We start from the raw sequence: 25,213 nt of genomic DNA, 5'->3' as shown, positions 1-25,213 counted from the left end.
TAAACTAACTAACTCACTAACATCAACTTCAACATCAATAAAACCATGGACAATATTTTTTTACTTTCCATAATTTCTTTTGCACGAATAATTGCTTCTTGATTTAATTTTACCTTGTCAACTTGCAAAGTTTGTAGATTTTCTTTTATTTTATGTTCTGAAGAAGCGGAATGTTCCCTTGACGTTGCATCTTCTGACTTATGCTTTTTAAGATAAGAGGAAACAGACGAATGAACCGTCGAATGTGACTTTGAATGTTCACTATGATGCTCCTTCGACTTATTTTCCACTAATTTATCTTGTTCTAAATTTATAATAGGTTCCATTTTTGAATCATCAACATTATTTATACTTTGAGCAAAATTACTTTTTAATTCTTCTTTTGTATAATTTTCTTGTTTGTATTCTTCTCTTTTAAAGGGTTGATGATGTAAGGGGTCTAGTTTTTTATCATCAACTTGTTTTCTCGCAGCCATTTCTGCTGTAAATGCTAAATCACGTTCTAAATTTTCAAGTTCTTCAATAACTTCTTCTTCAATTGTCATTGTTGCTAAATCATCTTTAACAATTGCCAAATCTTCTTTTAAATCACCCAAATCTTTTTGCAATGTTTCAATATTTTCTTCACTAGGAATATTCTCAAGAACATTTTTAACTTTATCTTTAAACGGAAATGTCTTTGAATCATTATTCTGGCTAAAAAATGGGGTTGAATCTTGTGCTATATTTTCTTTTGGTAAATCAATTTCAATTGAATCTTCAAAATCATCTTGTGGATTTTCACCAGCTACTTCACGCGCTAGTAATGTTTCAATTAATTCTTCGCGAAAAATTTCTGTTTCTGATTTTTTAACATCAATTGGTGGCCGATTTTGTACATTATATTTTCCAAAACCATTAAAAGAAATAGTATTATAGGGTTGCTCAAAATTATTGTCATGTTCATTAAGGGTTGCCTCAAATGGTAATAAATCTAATAAAACATCACCACTATTAATAACTTTATTTTCATAAACAATAAGATTTAACACTTCGCCAGTAATTGGCGCTTTAATTTCATAAACTTTATTTTGTGTAATAATGTTAGCAAGTTTATCCCCCTTTTGGACAACTTGTTTATTTGTAACAAAAATTTTATCAACAATTCCTTTGCGATTATCATCAGCTTCAAAAATAATTTTTGCCATACCCAAACCCCCTATTTTCTAACTATATATTAGCATAACTTTTATTCTTTTAAATAATTAGTTTCTAATTCTTGGTACATTGCTTCCATTTTTCTTTTTGCTTCTTCATTTGTTTTATCAACACAAACAAAATAGAATTTTATTTTTGGTTCTGTTCCACTTGCACGAACTGCAAATCAACTACCATCTGCAAAATAAAACTTTAGTAAGTCTTGGCCTGGCATTTCATATAAACCATGCAAATAATCTTCTTTTTTAATACATTTAATTTTATCTAAACTAGTAATTGTTTCTTGTCGTAATTTTTTTAACATATTATTAATAATTTTTTTGCCATCAATTCCATCACGAACTAAATTAACTGTTTTACAATAAAAATAACCAAATTTATTATATTGTTCAACTAAAACATCATATAATGTTTTTCCTTGATTATGATAATACCAACAAGCTTCTGCTAAGACTAATGATGATTGAATTCCATCTTTATCACGAGTTATGTCTTTTAAAACATAACCATATGCTTCTTCAAATCCAAATAAAAATTCTAACCCTTTATCTGTTGCTTTGCTCATTTGATCCCCAATTCATTTAAAACCAGTTAATGTTTTAATAACTTGAACACCATAACTTTCAGCTACTTTATCTGATAAATTTCCAGTAACAAAAGTATTATACATAACCCCATTTTTAGGTAATGTTTTTTGACGTTGATAATGGGAAAATAAATACTCAATTAATACCGGAGCTGTTTCATTTCCAGTCATTAAATAATACTCATGATCTTTGATTTTAACACCAATTCCTAAACGATCAGCATCAGGGTCATTTAAAATAATAACGTCAGCATTAATTTTTTTCGCATATTTTAATGCTAAATCATAACATTCTGTTAATTCTGGATTCGGATTAGGGGCAAAAGTAAAATTAGGATCATTATCAAATTGCTCTTCTACAATCGTAACATCATAGCCACATTCTTGTAAAATTCGTGGAGTCCATTCTTTACTTGTTCCATGCAAATTAGAAAAAACAATCTTAATATTACGTTTTTGATTTGGATAAAACTGCATTGCTTTAACATCGCTGACATAATTATCCTCGACTTCTTTTGCAACATATGTAATTAAAGTTGAATCTGGATTTAAAGTTAAAGTAAAAACTTCTCCTTTAATTTTTAAGTAATTTTCACCAATGACATCAGTTGCGACTGGCAAAAACTGTGAACCATTATGATCATAAATTTTATAACCATTATATTCACGCGAATTATGACTTGCTGTAATAATAACACCCGCTACCGCTTTTATTTTCCGAATGGTATAAGAAACCATTGGCGTTGGGCGAAGGTCATTATTAGTAAATAAAATTGCTTTAATATTATTACTAGCAAAAATATTTGCTACTTCTTGTGCAAATTCAGCTGAAAAATGACGGTTATCATGCCCAATTACAATTCCTTTTGATTTTAAATCTGTCGCAGAATAAATTGTTTTTAAATATTGCATAAAAGCTAATGTTGCTCTTCGAATTGTATATAAATTCATTTTTCCGGTTCCTGGACCTAATAATCCTCGCAATCCAGCAGTTCCAAATTCTAAATCATCTGAAAAAGCAGCAATTAAATCTGCTTCAGACATTTGTTGAAATTCAGCGGCTAATGTTGGATCTAAATTTTTAGCATCTTTCCATAATTTTAAATTATCTAAATATGACATCTTAATTCTCCTTTTTTAACAAGCAACAAAGTTTTTGGTTTTAACCATAATACATTCTTGTTTGCTACAACCAATAATTTTCACCTTATATAGTAAATTTTTCTATTTTGATTTTATCTATTTTATTGTCTTCATATTATTTAATGAGATATTTTCTCGATAGAATTTTATAGATACTTAAATTAGTACTTATTACTATTGAAACAATAATTAAATACCAACTATAATTCAAAATTATTTTCTTTTTTTGATTAAAACAATCTTTACAAGGATTGTTAATTTGTTCATTTTCTATTAACAATTTCATTAAGTGTAATTCTTCATTTTCAACATTTCACTGTATTTATTACAAATTTTCATATCTTTTTGTCACCTTTTTTATTTTTTTATATCCATTATAAATTATACTTTTATTTTTAACTATTTAGTAATAAATTTAATTATATTAAATATAAAACTACAAGTAGTAAAAATTCATTGATAATTTTGCATTAAAAATGATTTTCATCATGAAGACCATATTAAATTGGTAATTCAAAATCATAAATTTTTCCTTCAATAATATAAATTAATGTTTCAGCAATATTAATGATATGTGTTCCAGCCCGTTCAATTGAACGTAATTGTTGCATTGTTAAAGTAATAACTTTAATTTCTTCTTTTGATTTTGCTTCACGAATTTTTTCAATTAAAGCATCATTTTCAACTTTATAAATATTGTCTAATTCAGTATCATATTTTAAAATATTATATGCTGACTCAATTCGTTCTTCCTCAAAAATATTTGACACTTTTGTTAACATTTCAATGACTTTTGCAACTAATTTTTTTAAAAAATTAATTAACTTTGTCGAAGGTTTATATTTGATATAATAACGACAAATACTTTTTGCATAATCTGCAATACGTTCAACTTCCTTAACAATCAAAATGAAACCAACTATTCGTCGTAAATCTTTTGCAACCATTTGTTGTTTTGCAATTTTTCATAGTGAAACTTCAATGAAAGCCTCTTGCATTTTATTAATTGTTTCATCAGCGGAAATAACACTTTGAGCAAGCTCAACATCATTTGTTTCTAAACATTTAACCATATCATCATATTGATTTTTTGTCATTGCAATCATATCAATAATCATTTGTTTTGTTTGTGCTAAATCATTTTCAATTTTTATGCTCATATTTTGTCCCCCTCCTTTCGTTATTCAAAACGCCCAGTAATATAATCTTCTGTTTTTTTATTAGCCGGACGAGAGAAAATAATCTTAGTTTTATTATATTCAATTAATTTCCCTTTTGCAAAAAAAGCAGTATAATCAGCAACTCGTGCGGCTTGTTGCATATGGTGGGTTACTAAAACAATTGTAAAATCTTTTTTTAGTTGTGTAATTAATTCCTCAATTTTTGATGTTGAAATTGGATCTAATGCACTGGTTGGTTCATCCATTAATAAAATTTTAGGTTTCATCGCAATTGCTCGGGCAATACATAAACGTTGTTGTTGTCCCCCCGATAATGCAAAAGCAGAATCTCGTAAATTATCTTTTACTTCATCTCATAATGCTGCTCGTTTTAAACTTTCAACAACAATACTATTAACTAATTTTCGATCACGAACTCCTTGATTCCGTGGTCCATAAGCAACATTATCATAAATTGACATTGGAAAAGGTGAAGGTTTTTGAAATACCATCCCAATGTCTGTTCGTAATTTAACAATATCTGTTTCAGGACTATAAATATTCTTCCCATTAATTAAAATTTCACCTTTAAAAATTGACTTTGGCACAACATCATTCATTCGATTAAATAAACGCAATAATGTTGATTTTCCTGATCCTGAGGAACCAATAAAAGCAGTAACAGTATGTTCTTTAATTTTCATTGAAATATTAAAAAGAGCCTGCTTGTTTCCTTTATAAAAAAAGTCAACATTTTTTACTTTAATTAAATCTGGATTATTATCTGATGAATCAAATGTTGGATTCTTAATAATTACTTTTGGATCCATTATTTTTCCCCTTCTTCGTCTTATTTTCTTCATGGCGTTGTTTTTTCTTTGGTACAAATTTTTTTCAAAAATTATTAAAACTTTGTTTTTGATGAAGATAATTTTCTTTTGAAAAGAAAAATTTCAAGTTATTAATTCGATTTTTTCACTTCGCTCTAAATCCAATATTAACATAATTTGGTGCAAATTTCTTCCCTAAAATATGGGTCAAACTATTTGATAACCAAATTAAAACCATAATCGCAAAAGCTAATTCAAACATAATTCGCATTGCTCCTGCTGTTGCTCCTTCTTTTGAGAGCATTAGAATTTGTGTTGTCATACTTGCCCCTGGTGACATAAATCCAGCAATTGGTAACCGTACCGCGGTTCCTAATGTTAAATAAACTGGCGCTGATTCACCAATAACACGTCCAATTGCTAAAATAATGGCAGTAATAATACCTGGCATCGCATTTGGTAAAACAACTTTCAGCATTGTTGATGTTTTGTTAGCTCCTAATGCTAACGAGGCATGTCGCAATGAGTTTTCAACACCTGATAAAGCATCCTCAATACTACGAATCATAATTGGTAAAATAACAATTGTTAAGGTTAAACCAGAACTTAAAATGGATAATGGTAAACGACAAACACCAATAAAGAAAGCTAATCCCAAAGTTCCATAAATAATACTTGGTGTTGATGATAAAACATCAATTGCAAAACGCACCACTTTTGCAAAAATGCTATTTGGACGGGCATATTCATTTAAATAAATGGCAACCATTAATGATAATGGTATCGCAAAAATTATTGAACAAATAACTAATAACAGAGTAACTAAAAATGTTGAAAGAATTCCTGCTCCGCCATCAAAGGTTGATGTTGAAATTAGATCACTTCATACCATTCCAAATAATCCTTTTCAAATAATTGTAGCTAAAATAACTAATGTAAATGATACAACAATTACAGTTGAAGAAATTAAAAAGAACATTCCGATTCCATCTTTTAACTTTTTCAAACCCCTTGTTTTTTCAATATGTTCATAAAATAACTTATTAATTTTATTAGCATTATATGATTTACTTAATCGTAAACCTTTTGTTGTTTTACGAGCATGATAGTTTCGTTTTCGATTATGAAATGCTTGTGATGAAATAATAAAAATATTAATAATACAGACGATAATAAATAATACTAGTCCAATTGCATATAATGCTGATTCATGCATTGGCCCTGAATTTTCCAACATTTCTAATCCAATTGTTGATGCTAAAGTTGCTATTGATGAAAAAATAAAATTAATAAAACCATTTCCAAGTTTTAAACCATCTGGTGCGTTTCCAGCAATCATCATCACCGCCATTGTTTCTCCAATAATCCGTGCAACTCCCATCATAATAGCAGTAATAATTTTAAATCAAGATGAACGTAAAACAATACGATAATTTGTATGGGTTTTACTTAATCCTAATGCTAATGAACCAAAGCGATATGAATCAGGAACATTTTCTAAAGCATTGATTGATAATGAAATCATAATTGGTAAACCCATAAAAGCTAAAGTAATTGATGTTACTAATAAGTTTGAGGTTGAAGGAGCGCCCATTAACATGAAAAGCGGTCCTAAAATTGCTAAAGCAAATAATCCAAAAACAACAGATGGAATTCCAGCTAGCAATTGGATAATACCAATCACTTTACGTTTAATCCTTGGACTTAAATATTCTGAAATATATAATGATGAAAAAATAGTTAACGGAATTGCAAATAGTAAAGCAATTAATAAGACAAAAAATGTTGCAATAATAATTCGTCAAATACCAAATTGACTATTATTAGCATTTCAAGTATTACCTGATAAAAAGCCTCAAAAACCACCAGAATAATGTTGGAAGAAATAAATTGATTTATAAATGATAAAACCAACTAGAGTTAATAAAATTAAAATTGTTAAAATCGCAAAACAATAAATAATAATTTTTGAAGTAAAATCAATAATTTGTTTTCGTCCGCGAAAATTATTTGTAAAACGAATTTTTCATAGTGTCATTTTTTGGGAAAACGGTTGTTTTTCTTTCGTAACTTCTTTCTTGGCCATAGTTAATTCTCCATTCCGTTATATTCATATTCAGAATATGCTTGATATTTTTCGGGAAATTTTTTCACAATAATATCTCAAATACTTTGATAATCTGATTTAAAATTTCAAGCTACTTTTTCACTATCAGTTGTTCTTCCACTTTTTGCAAAAGTTGTATTATTATTATACTTTCGGAAGAAAAAGTCATCAATTGATAATGGTTTTTCGCCTTCTTCCATATATCAATATGCAGCATCATGTGGACTTAACTTAAAATTTGAGTCATAATAAGGATTATCTTTCCCATTTCGTAGTTTTGGTTTTGTTTTTGAATATGGTAATGGATCTAACATTCATGCAATAAAAGGTAAGGCATTATTGAATTGTTTTCCTTGATAATTAATAATTCCAGTAAAGAGTCTTGTTAAAGAATAAGCTGGATTAAATTCATAATTATTATCAATAACTTTATATGGTAATTCTGGTTCTGTACTTCCTTTACTAATAACACTAGCAATTGCTTTTGCCCCTAAATCTTCATTGCTAATAATTCTTTTAATATATGAAAAAGAAATATAACCAATTGACCCAGGAGTAGTTGAAATTGCTTGATACATTGAACCATTTGATGAAGCTACTTGATTTGTTTCATATTTTTTGTTTTTAATTACTGCTGATTCAAAAAAATCTCTTGTCCCACTTCCAGACTCACGTGTTAAAGTATAAAATTTATTGCTACCACTACTACAAACTAATTGCGAACCAAAAGCTTGTTGTCAAGTAAAATTTGGATTAGTATAAATCTTACGAATTAATTCAGTTCCTTCTCCACCAAAAAAACTTTGAAATTGTAACGAATCTTGGTGTGGTTTAATTTGACAACCATTTGGTAAATGATATACCAAGATAATATAATCACGGGCAAAAACAAAACGACCAGTATGATAATCTGTTCATAGTTGTTGAGCATTAGAGTGGTTATCCCCTGGTTTAGGCGTTGAATTAACATCTTTTGATAAAAAACCAAAAGCATAACTACCATTTTTTACACCAACTAAGGCAGCAGCACTTCCTAATGAATTATATAAAATATCTTCTTTGTTATCACGTTTATATTGTTCCGTAATATTTGCCATTACTTGGGCAACTGATGTACTCCCTCCAGCAACAATTACATTACTCGCCGATGCAATTGTTCAAATAATAATTGATATTACTAATACCAAAGCAGAACCAACTAAAGTAAACATTTTATGATGGCTAATCTCTCCTACTACACTCTTAAGAAAATGTTTTTTTTCTTTCTTTTCCTTAACAGCCTTAGTAGATTCGTTTGGCTTCATTCGTTAAGTTTCCTCCCCTTTATATGGTTTTATTTCTTTAAAACTTATTTATACTAATTGTATCAAAAAAATAAAAAATCATAAATAATTTATGCTTTTTTATTTTCAAGTTTATTCTCAAATTCTTTAATCATTTCAGCAGCTTGTTGTAATTTAATTCCAACAATTTTTGTAACTCCTTTTTGTTGCATTGTTGCCCCATATAATACATCACAATGTTCCATTGTTCCAACGCGATGGGTAACAACAATAAATTGAGTGGTATCAACAAAACTACGAATATACTTAGCAAATCGCTCAACATTTGCTGGGTCTAATGGTGCTTCTGCTTCATCTAAAATTACTAATGGAATTGGTCGGACTTTTAAAATCGCAAAAAGAACTGATAAAGCAACCAATGATTTTTCTCCTCCAGATAATAAATTTAAATTAGTAATATTTTTCCCTGGTGGTGATACTTTAATATCAACTCCTGTTTCTAATAAATTTTCTGGTTCAGTATAAATAATTCTTGCTGAACCACCCCCAAATAATACTTCAAAAGTTGATGGTAAATTCTCATTTACTTCTTTAATTGTTTTATCAAATTGTTCTTTCATAATACTATCCATTTCATCAATTGACTTTAACAAGTTTTTAACCGAATCATTTGCATCGTTATATTCATTATTCATAAATTGAAAACGAGCATTTTCCTCTTTATATTCTTCAATTGCTTCTAAATTAACATTGCCAATTTGAGATAAGTTACTTCGTAACTGTTTAATTTCATCACGAATTAAATCTTCATTATCAATTACCTTTAATTCCAATGTCTTAGCATGGTCATATGTCATTTGATATTCTTCTGTTAGTCTTGTTAGATTTTGCTGAATTTTAACATTAATAATCGATAAATCAGTATTCATTTTGCTAATTTGTTCTTGCAAAGCTGAAATATAATATCGTTTTTCTCCAATTTGATTATTAAGCTCATTGATTACTAATGACTGCTTTTCTTTTAAACTACGGGCAACATTTAATTGTTGTTCAATTTTTGTTTTTAAAAGTTCTTTTTGTTTAATTTGATCCGTAATATTAAGCACTGCTTCATTTTTAACTATTTTTGTTTCATTAATATTTTTTGATGTTAGTAACTGATATTCATTTTGCAACTTTGTTTGGTCATACATAATAATTTCAATTTGTCGTTTCCCTGCCCCAATTGAAGCTTGATTTTCAGCAATAACTTCATTAATTTCATCTAATTGTCGTCGAAGCATATTTAATTGTTTTAAAATATGATGATATTCTTCAGTTTGCATTGCTAATTTTTCATTAAGAATTCTTAATTCTTTTTCTGGATTAACAATGGTCATCCGTGTTCGTCGAGAACCCCCTGTAACAGCTCCTTGCGGGCGAACAATTTCGCCATCTAATGTAACAATATTATAACGATATTTTGTTAACTTTCCAATTTCTTGTGCACTATCAAAATCAGTACAAATCAAATAACGACTTAGTAAATAATCAACTGCAATTCGAAATTCTTTTTTTACTTTAACTAAATTATTTCCTAAGCCTAAATATCCTTGCACTGATTTAATTACAAATTCTTCATCACTGTTAAGATAGCGTGGCGATATTACATCTAACGGAATAAATGTTGCTCGTCCAGCACGGTTTTGTTTTAAATATGAAATTGCTCGTTTTGCACTATCAACATTTTTAACTAAAATATCTTGTAAACGCCCACTTAAAGAAGTCACAATTGCTTGCTCATATTTTTCATCAACATTAATAATATCTTGAACTAATCCCATAATTCCAGGCAAAACATTTTTATTATTAATAATATTTTTAACACCTTCATGTAAATTATCCTGATTTTCAAAATTATGTTGTGCACGTTCTAATTCATTTTCTAAACGAATAATTGTTTTATTAATTGCTCCTAATTGCTCATTTAGCCCAGCTTGCTTTGTATTAAAAGTTTCACGTTGAGCACGATATTCTTGTTGCTGTGTTTCTAATGTTGCCAATTTTTCACGTTCATTTTGTAAGTTAACGGTTAATTCATTATAATCATTAACCATATTAGTAATAGTAATATCATTATTAGACATTTTTAAAGCTGCTTCTTTATTATCTAATTCAATTTTATGTACTTTTAAATCACTAATTTCTGAAACTAAACTTTGAAATTCTTTAGTTAAAACATTAATTTTACTATCCAAATTAAAGTTTTCTTTGTTTAATTCATTATATTCAATTTCTTTATTTTTTAATTCTCGATCAGCATCTTGTTTTGTACTAATAATTTTTTTCTGCTGTGAACGTAATTCTAATAATTTGTCATTAAAAAAAGTAATATCTTTTACTAAAACAGCTAATTCAATTTGATTTAATTTATCTTTTAATGTTGTATATTTGATTGCTTTTTCACTTTGTCGTTTCAAACTTGATAATTTACGTTCGATTTCATTTAAAATATCTTTTAAACGTGCTAAATTTTCATTTGAACGGTCCAATTTTTTTAAAGCTTCTAATTTACGGCGTTTATATTTTGCAACCCCAGCAGCTTCTTCAAATAAAGCACGTCGTTCTAATGGCTTTGCTTCTGCAAAAGCATTAATATTTCCTTGTGAAATAATTGCTAATGATGACTTTGTTAAACCACTATCCATTGCAAAATCCTGAATGTCTTTTAAACGAACTCGTTGTTTATTAATAAAATATTCATTTTCACCAGTTCCTCGAAAAACACGACGAATAATTTCGATTTCATCATAGTCCATTGCAAAAATCCGGTTTGTATTATCAAAAAATAGTTTAACTTCTGCCATATTTAATGCTGGTTTTGTTTCTGACCCATTAAAAATAACATCTTCACTATTATTTCCACGAAGTGATTTAATTGATTGTTCACCTAAGCATCAACGAATTGCATCATTAATATTTGATTTTCCGCTCCCATTTGGTCCTACAATCCCTATCATTTCATGATCAAAATTGACTGTTAATGGATCAGCAAATGATTTAAAACCAAATGACTCTAATTTTTTTAAAAATAACACTACTCATCACTTCCTTAAATCTCAAAATTAACAACCAAATTATTCTTTAATAATTATTCTATAAAAGTTTATTATTTGCAACTAAAATTAATAAAAACATCAAAATAAAGTTTCCTAATAAAAAATGAGAGTAAAATTTATTCTTATTTTATTCTCATTTATAAGTACTTACTTTTTCTTATTTTTTTTCTCTTTTTTGTTCTTTTTGTGTTTTAATAAATAACTTTAATTTTTCTCATCATTGAAAACCATTATTTTGATGATCTGGTAACAATAAATTTAAGAAAATTCCAGTAAATGCTGCTAGTGCAACACCTGTAAATTGTAAATTACCAGTCCCTAAATTAAAATTAAAAACCGCCCCTCCTAAGCCTAACACTAACATAATTGCTGTTACAAAAACATTTTTCATATTTGTATAATCAATTTGATTATTAATTAACACTCGAATTCCGTTTGTAGCAATCAAACCAAACATAATCATACTAATCCCGCCCATTACTGGTGCTGGCAACATTTGTACTAATTGATTCACTGGAGCAATAAATGATAATCCAATTGCAAACAGGGCAGCCAATCCTGTTACTCATACCGAAGCAATTCGTGTCATCCCAACTACTGAAGCATTTTCACCATATATTGTATTTGCTGGTCCGCCAACTAAACCATCAAAAATAATTGAAACTCCATCAGCAACTAATGTCCGATGCATTCCAGGGTCTTTAACAAAATTTTTTCCTGTCATTTGCCTCATACTAATATGATCACCAATATGTTCAGCAATCGCAATAATTGCCAAGGGACTAATTGCTAAAATAGCTGGCCAAATATTACTTGCTTTTAAATCTCAAATTTTTTTAAACGATGGATATCATTGTCATTGACTTGGGTCAGTAATTTTTGATGTATCTAAAATTTGATATTCTGTTCCAATTGCGAAATGAAGAATTACATATAATAAATATCCTGCGACAACACCAATAATGACTGGAACTACCTTAGCAAATCCTTTACATTTCAAAGCAATAATTGCTGTTACTAAAAAGGTAAAAATAGCAATTTCAATCCCAATCCAATGTGAATAAGGTTGCTTTCAAGCAGTTGGATTAAAACCAGCATTATTAATTGCACTTGGGGCAACAGACATTCCAATAATAATAATTAATGGTCCAACAATTACTGCTGGGGAATTCGTTCTAAAAATTTATTACCAATAAAATATACTAATACTCCAAAAGTGATATAAATAACACCAACCATCATTACGGCAATAAAAACCGCATTGCCATATAAAGGATAACACACTCCCATTGCTCCCATATATGCAAACGAACTTTCCAAATACATTGGTACTTTTGCAGCGGTAATTGCAATATAAATTAATGTTCCAACCACTGAACAAAACAAGGCCATTGCAATGTTCATAACTTCAACTCCAGCTGTTTAATTAATAATTAATGGTACTAACACCGCTGAACCAAACATAGCAAAAACATGCTGTAATGCTAAAATTGACCATTGCAAAAAGCTTTTTGGGCGATCATGCGGACCTAATAATAATTTAATATTATTTTCAATTAAAGTAGTTTGTTCTTTTTCCATTATTTTTTCTCCTTCTTTTTTAAAATTGCATAAAAAAACTAGTTTGTAAATTATTACTAACTAGTAAATTGCATTATTAACATTAATTATTGTTTTATTTTGTAGAATATTAAAGATATCAAAAAGAATCTTCTTTTTTTGTAAAAAACTTCAAATTCTTTCATCAAACCAATTTGCATTTTGTACCTCAACATTCCTGCAAATAATGATAACATTTTTTAATATTAATGTAAAAAATTATTAATATTTTTTTATTCCCATTCAATTGTTCCTGGTGGTTTTGATGTAATATCATAAGTAATTCGATTAATTCCATGAACTTCACTTACAATTCGAGCTGATACTTTTTCCAATAATTCAAATGGCAGCCGACTTCAATTTGCTGTCATAAAATCAGTTGTATCAACACTACGCACAACAGCAGTATATCCATATGTTGGTACATCGCCCATTACACCAACTGACTGAACAGGTAATAAAACAACAAATGCTTGTGCAACTTGATCATATAAATTTGCCTGATATAATTCATCAATAAAAATTTGATCAGCTGCTTGTAATAAAGCTACTTTTTCTGCTGTAATTTCACCAATAATTCGGACTGCTAAACCTGGTCCTGGGAACGGATGCTTATACACAAATTTAGAATCAATGCCCAATGCTTCACCAGTTCGGCGAACTTCATCTTTAAATAATTCACGTAATGGTTCAATTAATTGAAATGGTAAATCCTTTGGTAATCCCCCAACATTATGATGCGATTTAATTGTGGCAGATGGTCCCTTCACTGAGACAGATTCAATCACATCTGGATAAATTGTTCCTTGTCCTAATCATTTAACATTTTGAATTTTTATTGCTTCTTCATTAAAAATTTCAATAAATAAATTCCCAATAATTTTTCGCTTTTCTTCTGGATTAGTAACTCCCTTTAAAGCAGTTAAAAATCTTTCTTGCGCATTAATTTTAATAATATTTAATTTAAATTTTTCTTGAAATTTTTGTAAATCATTTCATCCACTATCTTGGCGTAATAATCCGGTGTCAACAAAAATACATGTTAATTGTTTTCCAATTGCTTTATGTAATAAAACTGCACAAACACTAGAATCAACACCACCTGATAATGCTAAAACAACATTATCAGTTCCAACTTTATTCTTAATCTCAGTTGTTGCTGCTGAAATAAACTCTGTAATTTTTCATTTTGGGTCACAACCACAAATGTTAAAAACAAAATTGCTTAATAATTGTTGGCCAATTAAAGTGTGGGTTACTTCTGGATGAAATTGTAAACCATAAATTTTCTTTTCTGAATGTTTAATTGCACTAATTGAATTTTCACTATGAGCAATTTGAATAAAATTTGTTGGAATGCCTTCAATATGATCAGCATGACTCATTCACACTTGTGATTTAACAGGGATGTTCGCAAATAAATCTTCTTGATTATCAATAATTAATTCTGAAAAACCAAATTCTTGTTTTGTTGCTCGTTGTACTGTCCCTCCATGTAAATGACTTATTAATTGCATTCCATAACAAATTCCTAAAACAGGAACTTTTAATTCAAACAATTGTTTATCAATTAAAAATGCATCTTCTGTATAAACAGAAGCAGGCCCACCTGATAAAATAATTCCTTTCATTGGTGTTGTTTTAATTTTTTTTAATGCTGTATTATATGATCATACTTCACAATATACTTCTAAGTCACGGATCCGACGGGCAATTAATTGAGTGTATTGTGACCCAAAATCTAAAATAATAATTTTATTTGTTGTTTTCATTTATTCACCTCTCCATATGTATACATTTGGTAATTGTCGAAATTGGTCATTATAATCAAAACCATAACCAACAATAAACTCATTTGGAACAATAAATAGTGCATCATAGGGATAATTAAAATTTGGATGCATAGCAATTTTATCTGCTAAGCAAACTACTCGTAAACTATTTGGTTTTTTTGCTTGAATTTGCTCAATGACAGCCGATAACGTTTTACCAGTATCAATCAAATCTTCAATTAATAAAACATCTTGTCCAGTAATATCTTTTGAAATATCCTTATGAATAGTAAGTTTATTTGTTGACTGAGTTCCAATGTAACTTGAAATACTCATTGTATCAATCACAATTTGAATTTTAAGTTGTTTTAACAAATCACTCATAAAAAATAATGCTCCATTTAGTAAACCAATACAATATAATGTTTTACCTTCGTATAATTTATTTAATTTTTCCGCATAATCCTTAATTTTATTTTGAATTTTATCCTCTGGTAGATATAATTCTAATTTGTCTATTTGCACAATTGTTATTCTCCTTTACAAAATAAAAAAATAAAAGCATAAACTATCATTGCTAATGTGCGAAATAGGTTATGCAAATTATTTTTGTTAAATTTACGAAAATAAAACAAAAAAAATTATGCCCTATAGTATCTTAATGACGGTAAGATGTAGAAACATTAGTCCATAATACTAACATATATCAGCATTTTATTTTTTTATCACACGTTAACTATAACTTATTCTTAAAATTAATGCAAGATAATTTATAAAACTTTAATTAGGTAATTTAATTAAATAATTATAAATTTTAATCACCATCTCATAGAATTATTTTTATGTGAAAAGAGTTTAAAATAATTTGCATAAATAAAAAATGTATATGGTATATACATTATACATTTTTGTTAAAAATGAATTCTTTTTTTTTTTTTTTTATTCGTTAACATGATTACATAAATTAATCTATGTTCCTTTACAAAATTATAATTTCCCACAAATGTCATCAACATTTTCTACTAATTGCGCTCCGTTTTTAATAAAACCATTGTTTTTATTAGCAACAGTAATTTGAGCTGGAAAACAAAAAACTTCTTTCTCATCATGTTTAGCCAATGACACAATTCGATGTGTTTCATCATCTAAACTTGATTGAACAATGATAACACCATCCATCAATCCTGACATAATCCGATAAAGTTCATACTGACTTTTATTAACATTATTTTGGTATGCTTCAGCAATAATGATTTGAAATTTTGTATTAGGATATTGTTTTGTCATTTGTTCATAATCATTTAAATTTTTAAGAATTAAAATACTACTTCCATTACCAAGATTTTTAACCACACATTCATTAATGCCTGGTTCTGAAGTAACAATTAAAGTTATTTTTCGCTTTAATATTTTCTTTGTTAACATCTTAGTTGTCATTAGTCTTCTTTTATTTGGTGCTGTTGTTCCACAAATTGCTAATTTATGTTTTTGACTATTTAAAACAGCCAAGTCACCAACATAAAATAAAACAAAGGAAGGTCGATAAATATTGCATAATGATTTTGGATATTCACGATCAATAATAGTAACATAACGACATGTTATTTTAGTTTCAATATTAATTAAATCTTCATAAGCAATTTTTTCTTTTGTTTCTAAGGCTTGATAAATTTTAAGTCAGTCCCCATCATATTTTAAAGCAAAAAAAAAGCAAAACTTGACGCATATTAATTCCTTTCTATTTAATAATTAGAATTTTCTTAATATAAGAAATATAACATTAACAGTTTTACTTTTGTTATTTTTATTTATAATTAACATTATTTTTTAACATAGCTTCACGAACAGGGCGATAAGTTTTCCGATGCAATGATGTAATTCCAAATTCTTGTAATGCTAATAAATGTTTTTTGGTTCCGTACCCTTTATTATTTTTAAAATCATATTGTGGATAATCTTGATCAAATTTGAGCATTAAATTATCTCTTGTTACTTTTGCTAAAATTGAAGCTGCCGCAATTGATTGTGAAAGACTATCTCCTTTAATAATTGCTTGGTGATGATAAGATGGTCCTAACTTTTCTGCATCAGTTAAAATTATATCTGGTTTAACCATTAAATTATCAATTGCTTGTTGCATACCAATAATACTTGCTTGCTTGGGATTCAAAGTTTCAACCATTGCAACAGAAATAATCTCAATCGTATAACTAATTGCAATAGACATAATTTCATCTGCTAATTTACTTCGTTGCTTTAGTGTTAATTTTTTACTATCCTTAATTTTATCGTTAACATAATTTAGCGGTAAAATAACAGCGCTAACAACTAAAGGACCTGCTAAACACCCGCGGCCAGCTTCATCAGCTCCTGCCATAATTGTTGTATTAGGATATGACATTAAAATCTCTTGTTCAAATTTATTCATAATTAATTGTTCCTCTTCCAGGTGGAAACTCAAAAGACATTAAACCAAACTTATTATTTCATAAATTATTTAAAAAATCAGTAACAATATTATTAACATTATCTTCATCAACTTTATGAAAACGATTTTGTTGCATTACTAATAATAATTCAAAAAGTTTTTGTTCATCTGTTACATCAAAATTATCACTTGGTAAAAGATGATATTGCTTCGCTAACAAAGAAAAATAATATTTATGCATTCATTTTATTGCAGCTAAGCAAATTTCTTCTTTTGGTAAAATATCTTCTTTGATTGACCGTGTAAAAGCTAAATTCATTGCTACTTGTGGGTCATTAATTTTAGGCCATAAAATTCCGGGAGTATCAACTAAATCAATTTGATGATTTAATTTTAATCATTGTTGGCCTTTTGTTACACCTGGTTTATTACCAACTCGAGTTGAATTTCGTTTTATTAAAGCATTAATAAAAGTAGATTTTCCAACATTTGGAATACCAATTATCATTACTTTTAGTTTTGGTGATTTAATTCCTCTATTTTGATCACGTTCAATTTTACCAGCTAAAACAAAATAAATTTTTTCAATAATTAATTTTGTAATATTGCCATGCTTACTATCCAATGGTAAAACAGCAATCTGTTGAGATTGGTAATATTCAAGTCATGCCTTGATGGCAACTGGGTCCGCTAAATCTTTTTTATTTAAAATAATTAACTTTGGTTTTAAACCACGTAAGTTATCAACCAATGGATTTGAAGAGGAAAACGGAATTCGACTATCAACAATTTCAATTACTAAATCAATTAATTTACTTTGCTCATCAATTTGTTTAATTGCCTTTGCCATGTGGCCAGGAAACCAATGAATATTTGTTGTCATTTTATTTTCCTCCTTTTAATCTTTTTTTAATAATTTTTATCATTTTAAATAAAAATTATTAAACATAATCTTCAACTCATTCCAATGAAATTGCGGGAATTTTCTTCTCTTTTTTAATATCTTCTAAAAATTTAGCACATAGAAGTAAATTATCGGTTGTTTCACTATCTGGTAAAGATAAATTTGTTGTCATTAATTTAATAAATTCTTTAACAATTTGTTTTACTGATGATTTTTGTTGAATTCGAACACTATATGCTGTTTCTAATTTTTTTTGATATTTTGTTAATAACAATTGGAATGCTTTAATTGCTACTATTTCTGTATTATCCTCTATTTTTAAAAGTCCTAAAATTTGTGTATTTCAATAAACATCTGGTTGAGAAAAATTAATCCCTGTAATTGGTACTGTGTCAATAAATTCAACATTATTATAACGATAAATTTTTTCACGGGTAAAAAATATTCCTCTTCCTTTTTCAAATGTTTCATTATTATCAAATATTTTTTCTAATAAAAGTTCTTTATTACTATCTGGTAAACTAATAATTAATATTTTCTTATTAGCATACTTTTTTAAAAGTTTCTTAAAATTGGCTAAACACCGCTGATATTCTTTACTAGTTTGCTCTTCATGACATAATAACATTTGACAATAAATTTCTTGGCTATGATAATATTCCATTCATTTTTTTGTTTGCTCAACATCAGCTTTTTGTGTGTTTGAAAATAAAATTATTCTTTTCACATCATTTAATTTCGCATAATTTAAAAGATTAGCACCAGAATGTGCAATTCTTGCATCAACTACTTCAATAATAACATCAGCTGCTTCAGCAAGTTTATAAACCCTCTTATTATTTTTAATAAATTCTTTGGGAATTGAAAATTTCTTATCACACATAATTGTGTTTCCTCCTTGTGTTATTATTTTAATACAAATTAAAAAGACTTTATCAGTCTTTTAGGGTTATTTTGTTTTAATAATCTCTTTAATTCGAGCAGCTTTACCAGTTCGATTACGCATGTAATAAATTCTAGCACGACGAACTCGTCCATATTTTACAATTTCAATCTTATCAATTAATGGCGAATGTAAAGGGAATTTTCTTTCAACGCCAGCTCCATTACTAATTTTACGAATTGTAACTGATTCTGCAATTCCGCTACCTTGTAACTTAATTACTACTCCTTCAAAAGCTTGAATTCTAAACTTATTTCCTTCCTGGATTTTATAATGTACTTTAATTGTATCTCCTGAAGAAAATTGTGGCAAATTACTACGAAGTTGATTTTTTGTAATTTCTTCTGTTAAATTCATCTTCATAACTGTTTTTTCCTTTCTACGGTCGTTAAACCTTTTTTTCGTTTTTAATTTTTTCTAATAATATTTGTTGTTCTGTGGTTAAAATTTTTTTTTCTAAAAGGTCGGGACGTTTTAATCAAGTTTTTTTTAATGCTTCATATTCTCGTCATTGGGCAATTTTCTGATGATGACCACTTAATAAAATTTCAGGAACATAATGGCCATCATATTCAACTGGTTTTGTATAAACAGGATAATCTAATAGATTGTTAGAAAAAGAATCATTGAGATGTGATTGTGTATTAATTACATTTTTGCATAAACGAGTAACACTATCAATTACAACCATACTAGCTAATTCACCGCCAGTTAAAATATAATCACCAATTGATAATTCATAATCAATATAATATAAAATTCTTTCATCAAAGCCTTCATAATGCCCACAAACTAAAATTAAATCATTATCATTTGCTGCAAATTGTTGCACTTGTTCTTGCACATATTGCTTACCTTGTGGTGTTAACAAAATTGTTACACTATCTTTTGTTTGGCGAGCTTTAATCGCTGCTACTAATGGTTCAATCATTAAAACCATTCCTTCACCACCACCATATTGGTAATCATCAACTTGATGATGTTTGCCAATGCTATAATCACGAATATCAACAATTTTAATTGCAATTAATTTTTCATAAAGTGCTTTTTTAATAATTGATGTTGTCATAAAATTATTGAACATTTTTGGAAATAAAGTTAACACTGTAAACTTTTTCATTTTAAATCACCTTTTTTAAAATAATTTCTTGTTGTTGCAGATCAACTTGTTCAACATATGCATCAACATTTGGAATCATCATTAATGTACCATCTGTTGTTTTAATTTCAAAAACAAGATGTGCCTTAGTTTCAAATTGATTTACTAAAATCCCAATTTTTTTTTGATTATGAAAGACTGTAAAATTAATTAAATTTTCCTGATTAATAACTTTTGTATAATTCAAATCTGCTTTTTGAGCAAATAAATAGCATTCTTTAAAAGCTATTACCTCATTAATATTAGTAAACTCTTTAAACTTTAAAATATAATCTTGCTTAGTAGCAGTAATTTTAATTAATGTTACTGGCGTATACATCATTTGAATTTGAATAAACATTAATTTATTAAGCAATTTATTTATATTTTTAATGTTTATTAATAAAGTTGCTTTAAGTTCACCTTTAATTGCATGGGGCTTTTTAAGTTTAAAAATTTTTAACAAAGTTTCCATCTATAAAACCTCAAACTTAATATTAACTTTATTTTGATCAACATGTGCTCTAATATTTAATAAAGTTCTTAAGCTATTAGCAATTATTCCTGCTTTACCAACAACATATCCTAACACTTCTTCATTACACATTACTAATAAATTAATTTCTCCTACGTTTGTCGATGGCATTTGGCGAATTTCATAATATAATTCATTATCATTTTGACAAATTAACGGATTAATTAAATTTTTAAGTTCAGTAATATACATTAATTAACACCACACTTAATTACAACTATTTTTTGGCATCTGTTGTTGTCTTTGCTTTCGGATTCTTTGTTACCTTTGCTTTTTTATCTGTTGCTGCCTTTTCTTTTGTACTCTTTGTTTTTTTAGCAGCATATTTTTCATTATGCAATTTAGTCATTAAACCTTCTTTACTTAACAAATTACGAACAGTATCAGTTGGTTGTGCTCCTGTTAATAATCATTTGTAAGCAAGATCATGATTAATTTTCACATCACCATTAATAGGATTATATGTTCCAATTAACTCAATATATTTTCCATCACGTTTGACACGAGCATCTGTTGCAACAATTCGGTAGAATGCTGCTTTCTTTTTACCTATTCTTTTTAAACGTAATTTTACCATTAATAATTTCCTTTCTAATTCTGCGTTCATGTTAAACTATAAAACTTAACATCCTTTATATAATACCTGAAATTAAAAAAGAGTCAAGTTTTTTAACTTAACACTTTATTTTTTGCTAATCATATTTTCCTTCTTCAGAAAAATCATTTTTAAAAACATTTAACACTAATTGTGGGATAAAAACATCTTTTTTATGTAATGTCATCCCTTTTCCACTAATTCCAAATATTTTTTCATTTACACGTTTGTTTAATGTTTCGCCTTGATATTTAGAATGTAACTTATTATTTAAAAAAATATATAAATATTGTAAACCAATGAATAAGGTTAAAATACAAATAAAAGAAAAAGTTAAAATTAATCATCCCCATTCTTGAAAAACATTAAGAAAAAAATAAGGATATCAAGTATCAGGTGGTCTCTTATCTAAATGACGCAATGTTCCTCGAATTAAAATTACAATAAAATAACAAACTGGATAAATTAAAATTAATCATAATGCTAATTTATAATGTTGTTTTAAATTATATTCAAAAGTTCCGGCTGTTAAAATATAACTAATAATCATACTAATTGGAATTACTAAGTGCAAAACAATTGTCGATATTCAAGCATATACATTGTATTGATTAACATCTTGTGTACTTGTAAAAATTCCAAGTCAAAAAACTACCATTGTAATTGTAATATATGTTGTCACAGCTAATTTAATTAAATAACTAGGACTTTGAATTTTAAACTTGTTTTTAAATAAAAAAAAAATAAACAACAACAATATAATTAGTTTGCGTTGTAAAAAACGAATAATAATTTGATACTCGTTCTGCATATCCTAAATTACGAAATTGAGGTTGTGGACTAATTATTGCTAACACTAAATCAGTAATTAAAAAAAATAAAATTAAAAATAAAACACTTAATTGTACATAAAATAAAATTTTAGTATTTCACTTTAACATAAAAAACCTCCTAATAATTAATATTATGTAATAATATTTGTGAACATTCTTGGCAAGCTAAAGAGGGAAAAACATCACCATTTAAAACAAATTTAATCCCAACTGGATTAAAAAAATTATGACAAACTTCACATTCTTTTAAGACCTGTCTCACTTGTCCTAAACACTCATCACACATATTGGCATTATTTTCTCGTAAAAAATATTGATGACAATGGATACAATTAACAACCATATTTTTAAATTGAGTTGTTTCTCATTTTGAATATTCATAAGAATCATTAGATCCAACATAACCATACACTTTTAAAATTCATTTATTATCCTTTGTAATTTTTTTCCATTTAAATTAACTTTTGTTAACAAATATTTTTTTGCTAGTTTACTATCAGTAAAAACTTTAACAACTTTCCCTTGGTTAGGAGTATCAGCATTATCAGTGTAAAAAAACAATATATAAATTTTTAATTGTATTCGCTATCTTTTCATTCCTTTTGTTTTTGTATCCTTTTGAAAATTTTGTGCAGCACATTTAAAACAAATTATATATTCTTTATTATTTACTAATAATTTTCCAAATAATTCGCGATTAAAATCATCTCAAACAAGACAATGTTTTTTACATAAATCACATTGAAAAATTTCCAAACCAACTAATTCACTTTCACATTCTGAACAAAGTTGATAACGAGCTAATTTGCTTTTAACACGATTACATTGTTGACAAATTGGTAACTTTTTAATAAAGTCTTCTGTTTTTTTGCTTGTTTAGTTCGTAATTATCAGTTGTACTATCAAATGTAAATATTAAACAAAATGAAATTGCTTTAATAATATCTGCATTATATTTGTTATCTAAATAACAATCTTCTAACGCTCGTTCTGCATCAGTAGCTGTTTTACAAATACATCGTAAATTTTGTTCTTTACCGTTACCATCAAAGATAAAATAATAATCTCAAATCAATTTTTTATTCCTCACATTGCTATAATTAATAATTAATATATAGCATTATTATATCATTTTTTTATTAAACCGTTTATTAAAACACAAAAGACCTGTTAGGTCTTTATTTTATTTTCATAGTTAATTCAACTGCATGGTAAGACAAAATTATCTAACTTTTTTCTTAATTAGTAAAAATTCGTAATACTTTTAATGCTAATAATCGTGGATTTTGATCAAGCTCTTTACGAATTTTGGGGTTATCAATAATTAATGATAAAAATTCATATACTTTGTATTCATTGTATGTATATAATTTGTCAATAAATTTTTTAACATCTAATTTTAGTGCAACAAGTAATTTTAAAATTTTATTTCAACTTGTTTTTGAACAATCTTTTTCAATTCGACAAATAGTCGATTGTTGTAACCCTGACATTTTGGCTAATTCACGTTGAGTTAATCCTTTATGAATTCGTAATTGTTTAATAACTTCGTTAATTTATATATGTTCCTTTCATATTATCATAAGTAACTAAGTTAAATATTTTATGTCCCCCTATCTATGCAATGCTAAAATTATAACAAAAAAAATTTTATAATTAAATAAAATTTTTATATGCATCAAATTAAAATAATAAGTTTCGCGGCGTACGTGGAAAGGGAATCACATCACGAATATTTGTCATTCCTGTCACATACATGATAAAACGTTCAAACCCTAAGCCAAAACCTGCACTTTTATAATAACCATATTTTCGTAAATCAATATATCATTGTAAATCTGTCGTTGGAATTTTTAGTTCATTACAACGACTAACAATTTTATCATAATCATTTTCACGAACACTACCGCCAACTAATTCTCCAATTCCTGGTACTAGTAAATCACACGCAGCAACTGTTTTATTGTCATCATTAATTTTCATATAAAATGCTTTAATTTCTTTCGGATAATTAAATAAAAAGGTTGGTTTTTTTGTTTCTATTTCACACAAATATCTTTCATGCTCAGTTTGTAAATCCATTCCTCAAAAAATATCTGGATTTTCAAATTTTTGACCTTTTGTAACAGCTTTCTGCAAAATTTCAATTGCTTTTGTATATGATAAATAAACAAATTCATCATTTAAAACACTTTTTAATCTTTCCAATAATTTATCATCAACATTACTATTTAAAAAGTCAAGTTCATAATGGTTGTTAATAAATAAATAATTAATAATATGCTTAATCATTTTTTCAATTAATGTCATATTTTCTTCCAGGTCAATAAAAGCAATTTCAGGCTCAATCATTCAAAATTCAGCAGCATGTCTTGTTGTATTAGAATTTTCAGCACGAAATGTTGGACCAAAAGTATAAACATTTCGAAAAGCTTGTGCAAATCCTTCAGCATGAAGTTGACCTGAAACAGTTAAACTAGCTTTTTTCCCAAAAAAATCTTCATTATAATTATTATCAGTTCTTGTTGTTACAATAAATGATTCGCCAGCACCTTCAGCATCATTTCCGGTAATGATTGGTGTATGAACATAAATAAAATTGTTTTTATTAAAAAATTCATGAATTGTAAAAGAACTACTACTACGAATTCGGAACACCGCATTAAAAGTGTTTGTTTTTGCACGTAAATGAGCAATTTCACGTAAATATTCATAAGAATGCTCTTTTTTTTGTAATGAATAATCTTCACTTGCCTCGTCAAGAATTTCAATTACGGATGCTTGAATTTCAAATGGTTGTTTGGCAGATGTTGTTACACAAAACTTTCCAACTACTTTAATTGCTGATGAAATTCGTAAACTACTAATTGCTAAAAAATTAGCAAGTTGCTCCGCTTTATAAACAATTTGCACATTATTAAAAACTGTTCCATCATTCATAACTAAAAAGCCTAATTTACCACTACTGCGATTAGAACGAACTCACCCCAAAATTGTAACTTCACTTTGATCTTTAACTTGATCTTGGTATAGCTCTAAAACTGTTGTCATATTTTTTCTCC

The 25,213-nt window shown here is 27.5% G+C and carries 28 protein-coding genes and 1 riboswitch; all 28 genes read right to left on the bottom strand.

The window, feature by feature from the left end; all coding sequences use genetic code 4:
* Positions 1–8: 8 nt before the first annotated feature.
* Positions 9–1,187, bottom strand: a complete 1,179-nt coding sequence (locus AACL22_RS10845; RefSeq protein ID WP_338992102.1) for a hypothetical protein — start codon at positions 1,185–1,187, stop codon at positions 9–11.
* A gap of 41 nt (positions 1,188–1,228) precedes the next feature.
* Positions 1,229–2,905, bottom strand: coding sequence for a phospho-sugar mutase (locus tag AACL22_RS10840; RefSeq protein WP_338992100.1), 1,677 nt, complete (start codon positions 2,903–2,905; stop codon positions 1,229–1,231).
* A gap of 521 nt (positions 2,906–3,426) precedes the next feature.
* Positions 3,427–4,086: a phosphate signaling complex protein PhoU gene (gene phoU / locus AACL22_RS10835; protein ID WP_338992099.1), complete on the bottom strand. Its 660-nt coding sequence runs from the start codon at positions 4,084–4,086 to the stop codon at positions 3,427–3,429.
* Positions 4,087–4,106: 20 nt separating this feature from the next.
* A complete protein-coding gene (pstB, locus tag AACL22_RS10830; protein ID WP_338992098.1) occupies positions 4,107–4,916 on the bottom strand; it encodes a phosphate ABC transporter ATP-binding protein PstB in 810 nt (269 codons plus the stop codon).
* Positions 4,894–7,002: a phosphate ABC transporter permease PstA gene (gene pstA / locus AACL22_RS10825; RefSeq protein ID WP_338992097.1), complete on the bottom strand. Its 2,109-nt coding sequence runs from the start codon at positions 7,000–7,002 to the stop codon at positions 4,894–4,896. Before pstA ends, pstB begins: the two co-directional genes overlap by 23 nt.
* Positions 7,003–7,004: 2 nt before the next feature.
* Positions 7,005–8,327: a phosphate ABC transporter substrate-binding protein gene (ptsS, locus tag AACL22_RS10820; RefSeq protein ID WP_338992096.1), complete on the bottom strand. Its 1,323-nt coding sequence runs from the start codon at positions 8,325–8,327 to the stop codon at positions 7,005–7,007.
* 89 nt (positions 8,328–8,416) lie between these two features.
* Positions 8,417–11,383, bottom strand: a complete 2,967-nt coding sequence (locus AACL22_RS10815) for a chromosome segregation protein SMC (protein ID WP_338992095.1) — start codon at positions 11,381–11,383, stop codon at positions 8,417–8,419.
* A 178-nt stretch (positions 11,384–11,561) separates the two neighbouring features.
* Positions 11,562–12,530 carry a uracil-xanthine permease family protein gene (locus AACL22_RS10810; RefSeq protein ID WP_338992094.1) on the bottom strand — a complete coding sequence of 323 codons (969 nt, stop codon included), beginning with the start codon at positions 12,528–12,530 and terminating at the stop codon, positions 11,562–11,564.
* A 29-nt stretch (positions 12,531–12,559) separates the two neighbouring features.
* Entirely contained in the window at positions 12,560–12,796 is a 237-nt protein-coding gene (locus tag AACL22_RS10805) for a hypothetical protein (protein ID WP_338992093.1), read from the bottom strand.
* A gap of 30 nt (positions 12,797–12,826) precedes the next feature.
* Complete coding sequence (locus AACL22_RS10800; protein WP_338992092.1) at positions 12,827–12,985, bottom strand: hypothetical protein; 159 nt, start codon at positions 12,983–12,985, stop codon at positions 12,827–12,829.
* Between the two features lie 251 nt (positions 12,986–13,236).
* Positions 13,237–14,775: a glutamine-hydrolyzing GMP synthase gene (gene guaA / locus AACL22_RS10795; protein WP_338992091.1), complete on the bottom strand. Its 1,539-nt coding sequence runs from the start codon at positions 14,773–14,775 to the stop codon at positions 13,237–13,239.
* Entirely contained in the window at positions 14,776–15,300 is a 525-nt protein-coding gene (gene hpt, locus AACL22_RS10790) for a hypoxanthine phosphoribosyltransferase (RefSeq protein ID WP_338992090.1), read from the bottom strand.
* A gap of 106 nt (positions 15,301–15,406) precedes the next feature.
* Positions 15,407–15,504, bottom strand: a riboswitch (purine riboswitch).
* Between the two features lie 258 nt (positions 15,505–15,762).
* Positions 15,763–16,380 (bottom strand): DNA-processing protein DprA, encoded by a 618-nt coding sequence (locus AACL22_RS10785; protein ID WP_338993078.1) that lies wholly within the window; start codon positions 16,378–16,380, stop codon positions 15,763–15,765.
* A 199-nt stretch (positions 16,381–16,579) separates the two neighbouring features.
* Entirely contained in the window at positions 16,580–17,203 is a 624-nt protein-coding gene (locus AACL22_RS10780; RefSeq protein WP_338992088.1) for a ribonuclease HII, read from the bottom strand.
* Complete coding sequence (gene ylqF, locus AACL22_RS10775; RefSeq protein WP_338992086.1) at positions 17,196–18,086, bottom strand: ribosome biogenesis GTPase YlqF; 891 nt, start codon at positions 18,084–18,086, stop codon at positions 17,196–17,198. The genes AACL22_RS10780 and ylqF overlap by 8 nt, the downstream gene beginning before the upstream one ends.
* 58 nt (positions 18,087–18,144) lie before the next feature.
* Positions 18,145–18,990: a ribosome biogenesis GTPase RsgA gene (locus AACL22_RS10770; protein WP_338992084.1), complete on the bottom strand. Its 846-nt coding sequence runs from the start codon at positions 18,988–18,990 to the stop codon at positions 18,145–18,147.
* A 66-nt stretch (positions 18,991–19,056) separates the two neighbouring features.
* The gene (rplS, locus tag AACL22_RS10765; protein WP_422397491.1) at positions 19,057–19,413 is read right to left on the bottom strand and encodes a 50S ribosomal protein L19; all 357 of its coding nucleotides are present in this window, start codon (positions 19,411–19,413) and stop codon (positions 19,057–19,059) included.
* 25 nt (positions 19,414–19,438) lie between these two features.
* Complete coding sequence (gene trmD, locus AACL22_RS10760) at positions 19,439–20,170, bottom strand: tRNA (guanosine(37)-N1)-methyltransferase TrmD (RefSeq protein ID WP_338992082.1); 732 nt, start codon at positions 20,168–20,170, stop codon at positions 19,439–19,441.
* 1 nt (position 20,171) lies between these two features.
* Entirely contained in the window at positions 20,172–20,663 is a 492-nt protein-coding gene (locus AACL22_RS10755) for a 16S rRNA processing protein RimM (protein WP_338992080.1), read from the bottom strand.
* Entirely contained in the window at positions 20,664–20,915 is a 252-nt protein-coding gene (locus AACL22_RS10750) for a hypothetical protein (protein ID WP_338992078.1), read from the bottom strand. It lies immediately after the preceding gene.
* 25 nt (positions 20,916–20,940) lie between these two features.
* The gene (rpsP, locus tag AACL22_RS10745; protein ID WP_338992076.1) at positions 20,941–21,300 is read right to left on the bottom strand and encodes a 30S ribosomal protein S16; all 360 of its coding nucleotides are present in this window, start codon (positions 21,298–21,300) and stop codon (positions 20,941–20,943) included.
* A gap of 115 nt (positions 21,301–21,415) precedes the next feature.
* Entirely contained in the window at positions 21,416–21,976 is a 561-nt protein-coding gene (locus tag AACL22_RS10740; protein ID WP_338992074.1) for a hypothetical protein, read from the bottom strand.
* 70 nt (positions 21,977–22,046) lie between these two features.
* Complete coding sequence (locus tag AACL22_RS10735; protein ID WP_338992072.1) at positions 22,047–22,259, bottom strand: hypothetical protein; 213 nt, start codon at positions 22,257–22,259, stop codon at positions 22,047–22,049.
* Between the two features lie 10 nt (positions 22,260–22,269).
* A complete protein-coding gene (locus tag AACL22_RS10730; protein WP_338992070.1) occupies positions 22,270–22,563 on the bottom strand; it encodes a hypothetical protein in 294 nt (97 codons plus the stop codon).
* Between the two features lie 173 nt (positions 22,564–22,736).
* Positions 22,737–22,907: a hypothetical protein gene (locus AACL22_RS10725; RefSeq protein ID WP_338992068.1), complete on the bottom strand. Its 171-nt coding sequence runs from the start codon at positions 22,905–22,907 to the stop codon at positions 22,737–22,739.
* A gap of 91 nt (positions 22,908–22,998) precedes the next feature.
* Positions 22,999–23,226, bottom strand: a complete 228-nt coding sequence (locus tag AACL22_RS10720) for a hypothetical protein (protein ID WP_338992066.1) — start codon at positions 23,224–23,226, stop codon at positions 22,999–23,001.
* Between the two features lie 163 nt (positions 23,227–23,389).
* Complete coding sequence (locus AACL22_RS10715; RefSeq protein ID WP_338993074.1) at positions 23,390–23,686, bottom strand: helix-turn-helix transcriptional regulator; 297 nt, start codon at positions 23,684–23,686, stop codon at positions 23,390–23,392.
* 148 nt (positions 23,687–23,834) lie between these two features.
* Positions 23,835–25,202: an asparagine--tRNA ligase gene (gene asnS / locus AACL22_RS10710; RefSeq protein ID WP_338992064.1), complete on the bottom strand. Its 1,368-nt coding sequence runs from the start codon at positions 25,200–25,202 to the stop codon at positions 23,835–23,837.
* Positions 25,203–25,213: the final 11 nt, after the last annotated feature.

The organism is Spiroplasma endosymbiont of Seladonia tumulorum, from assembly GCF_964020235.1.
GTDB lineage: Bacteria > Bacillota_I > Bacilli_A > Mycoplasmatales > Mycoplasmataceae > Spiroplasma.
Note: the sequence above shows the minus strand (reverse complement) of the source record. Positions and strands in the feature narration are given on the sequence as shown.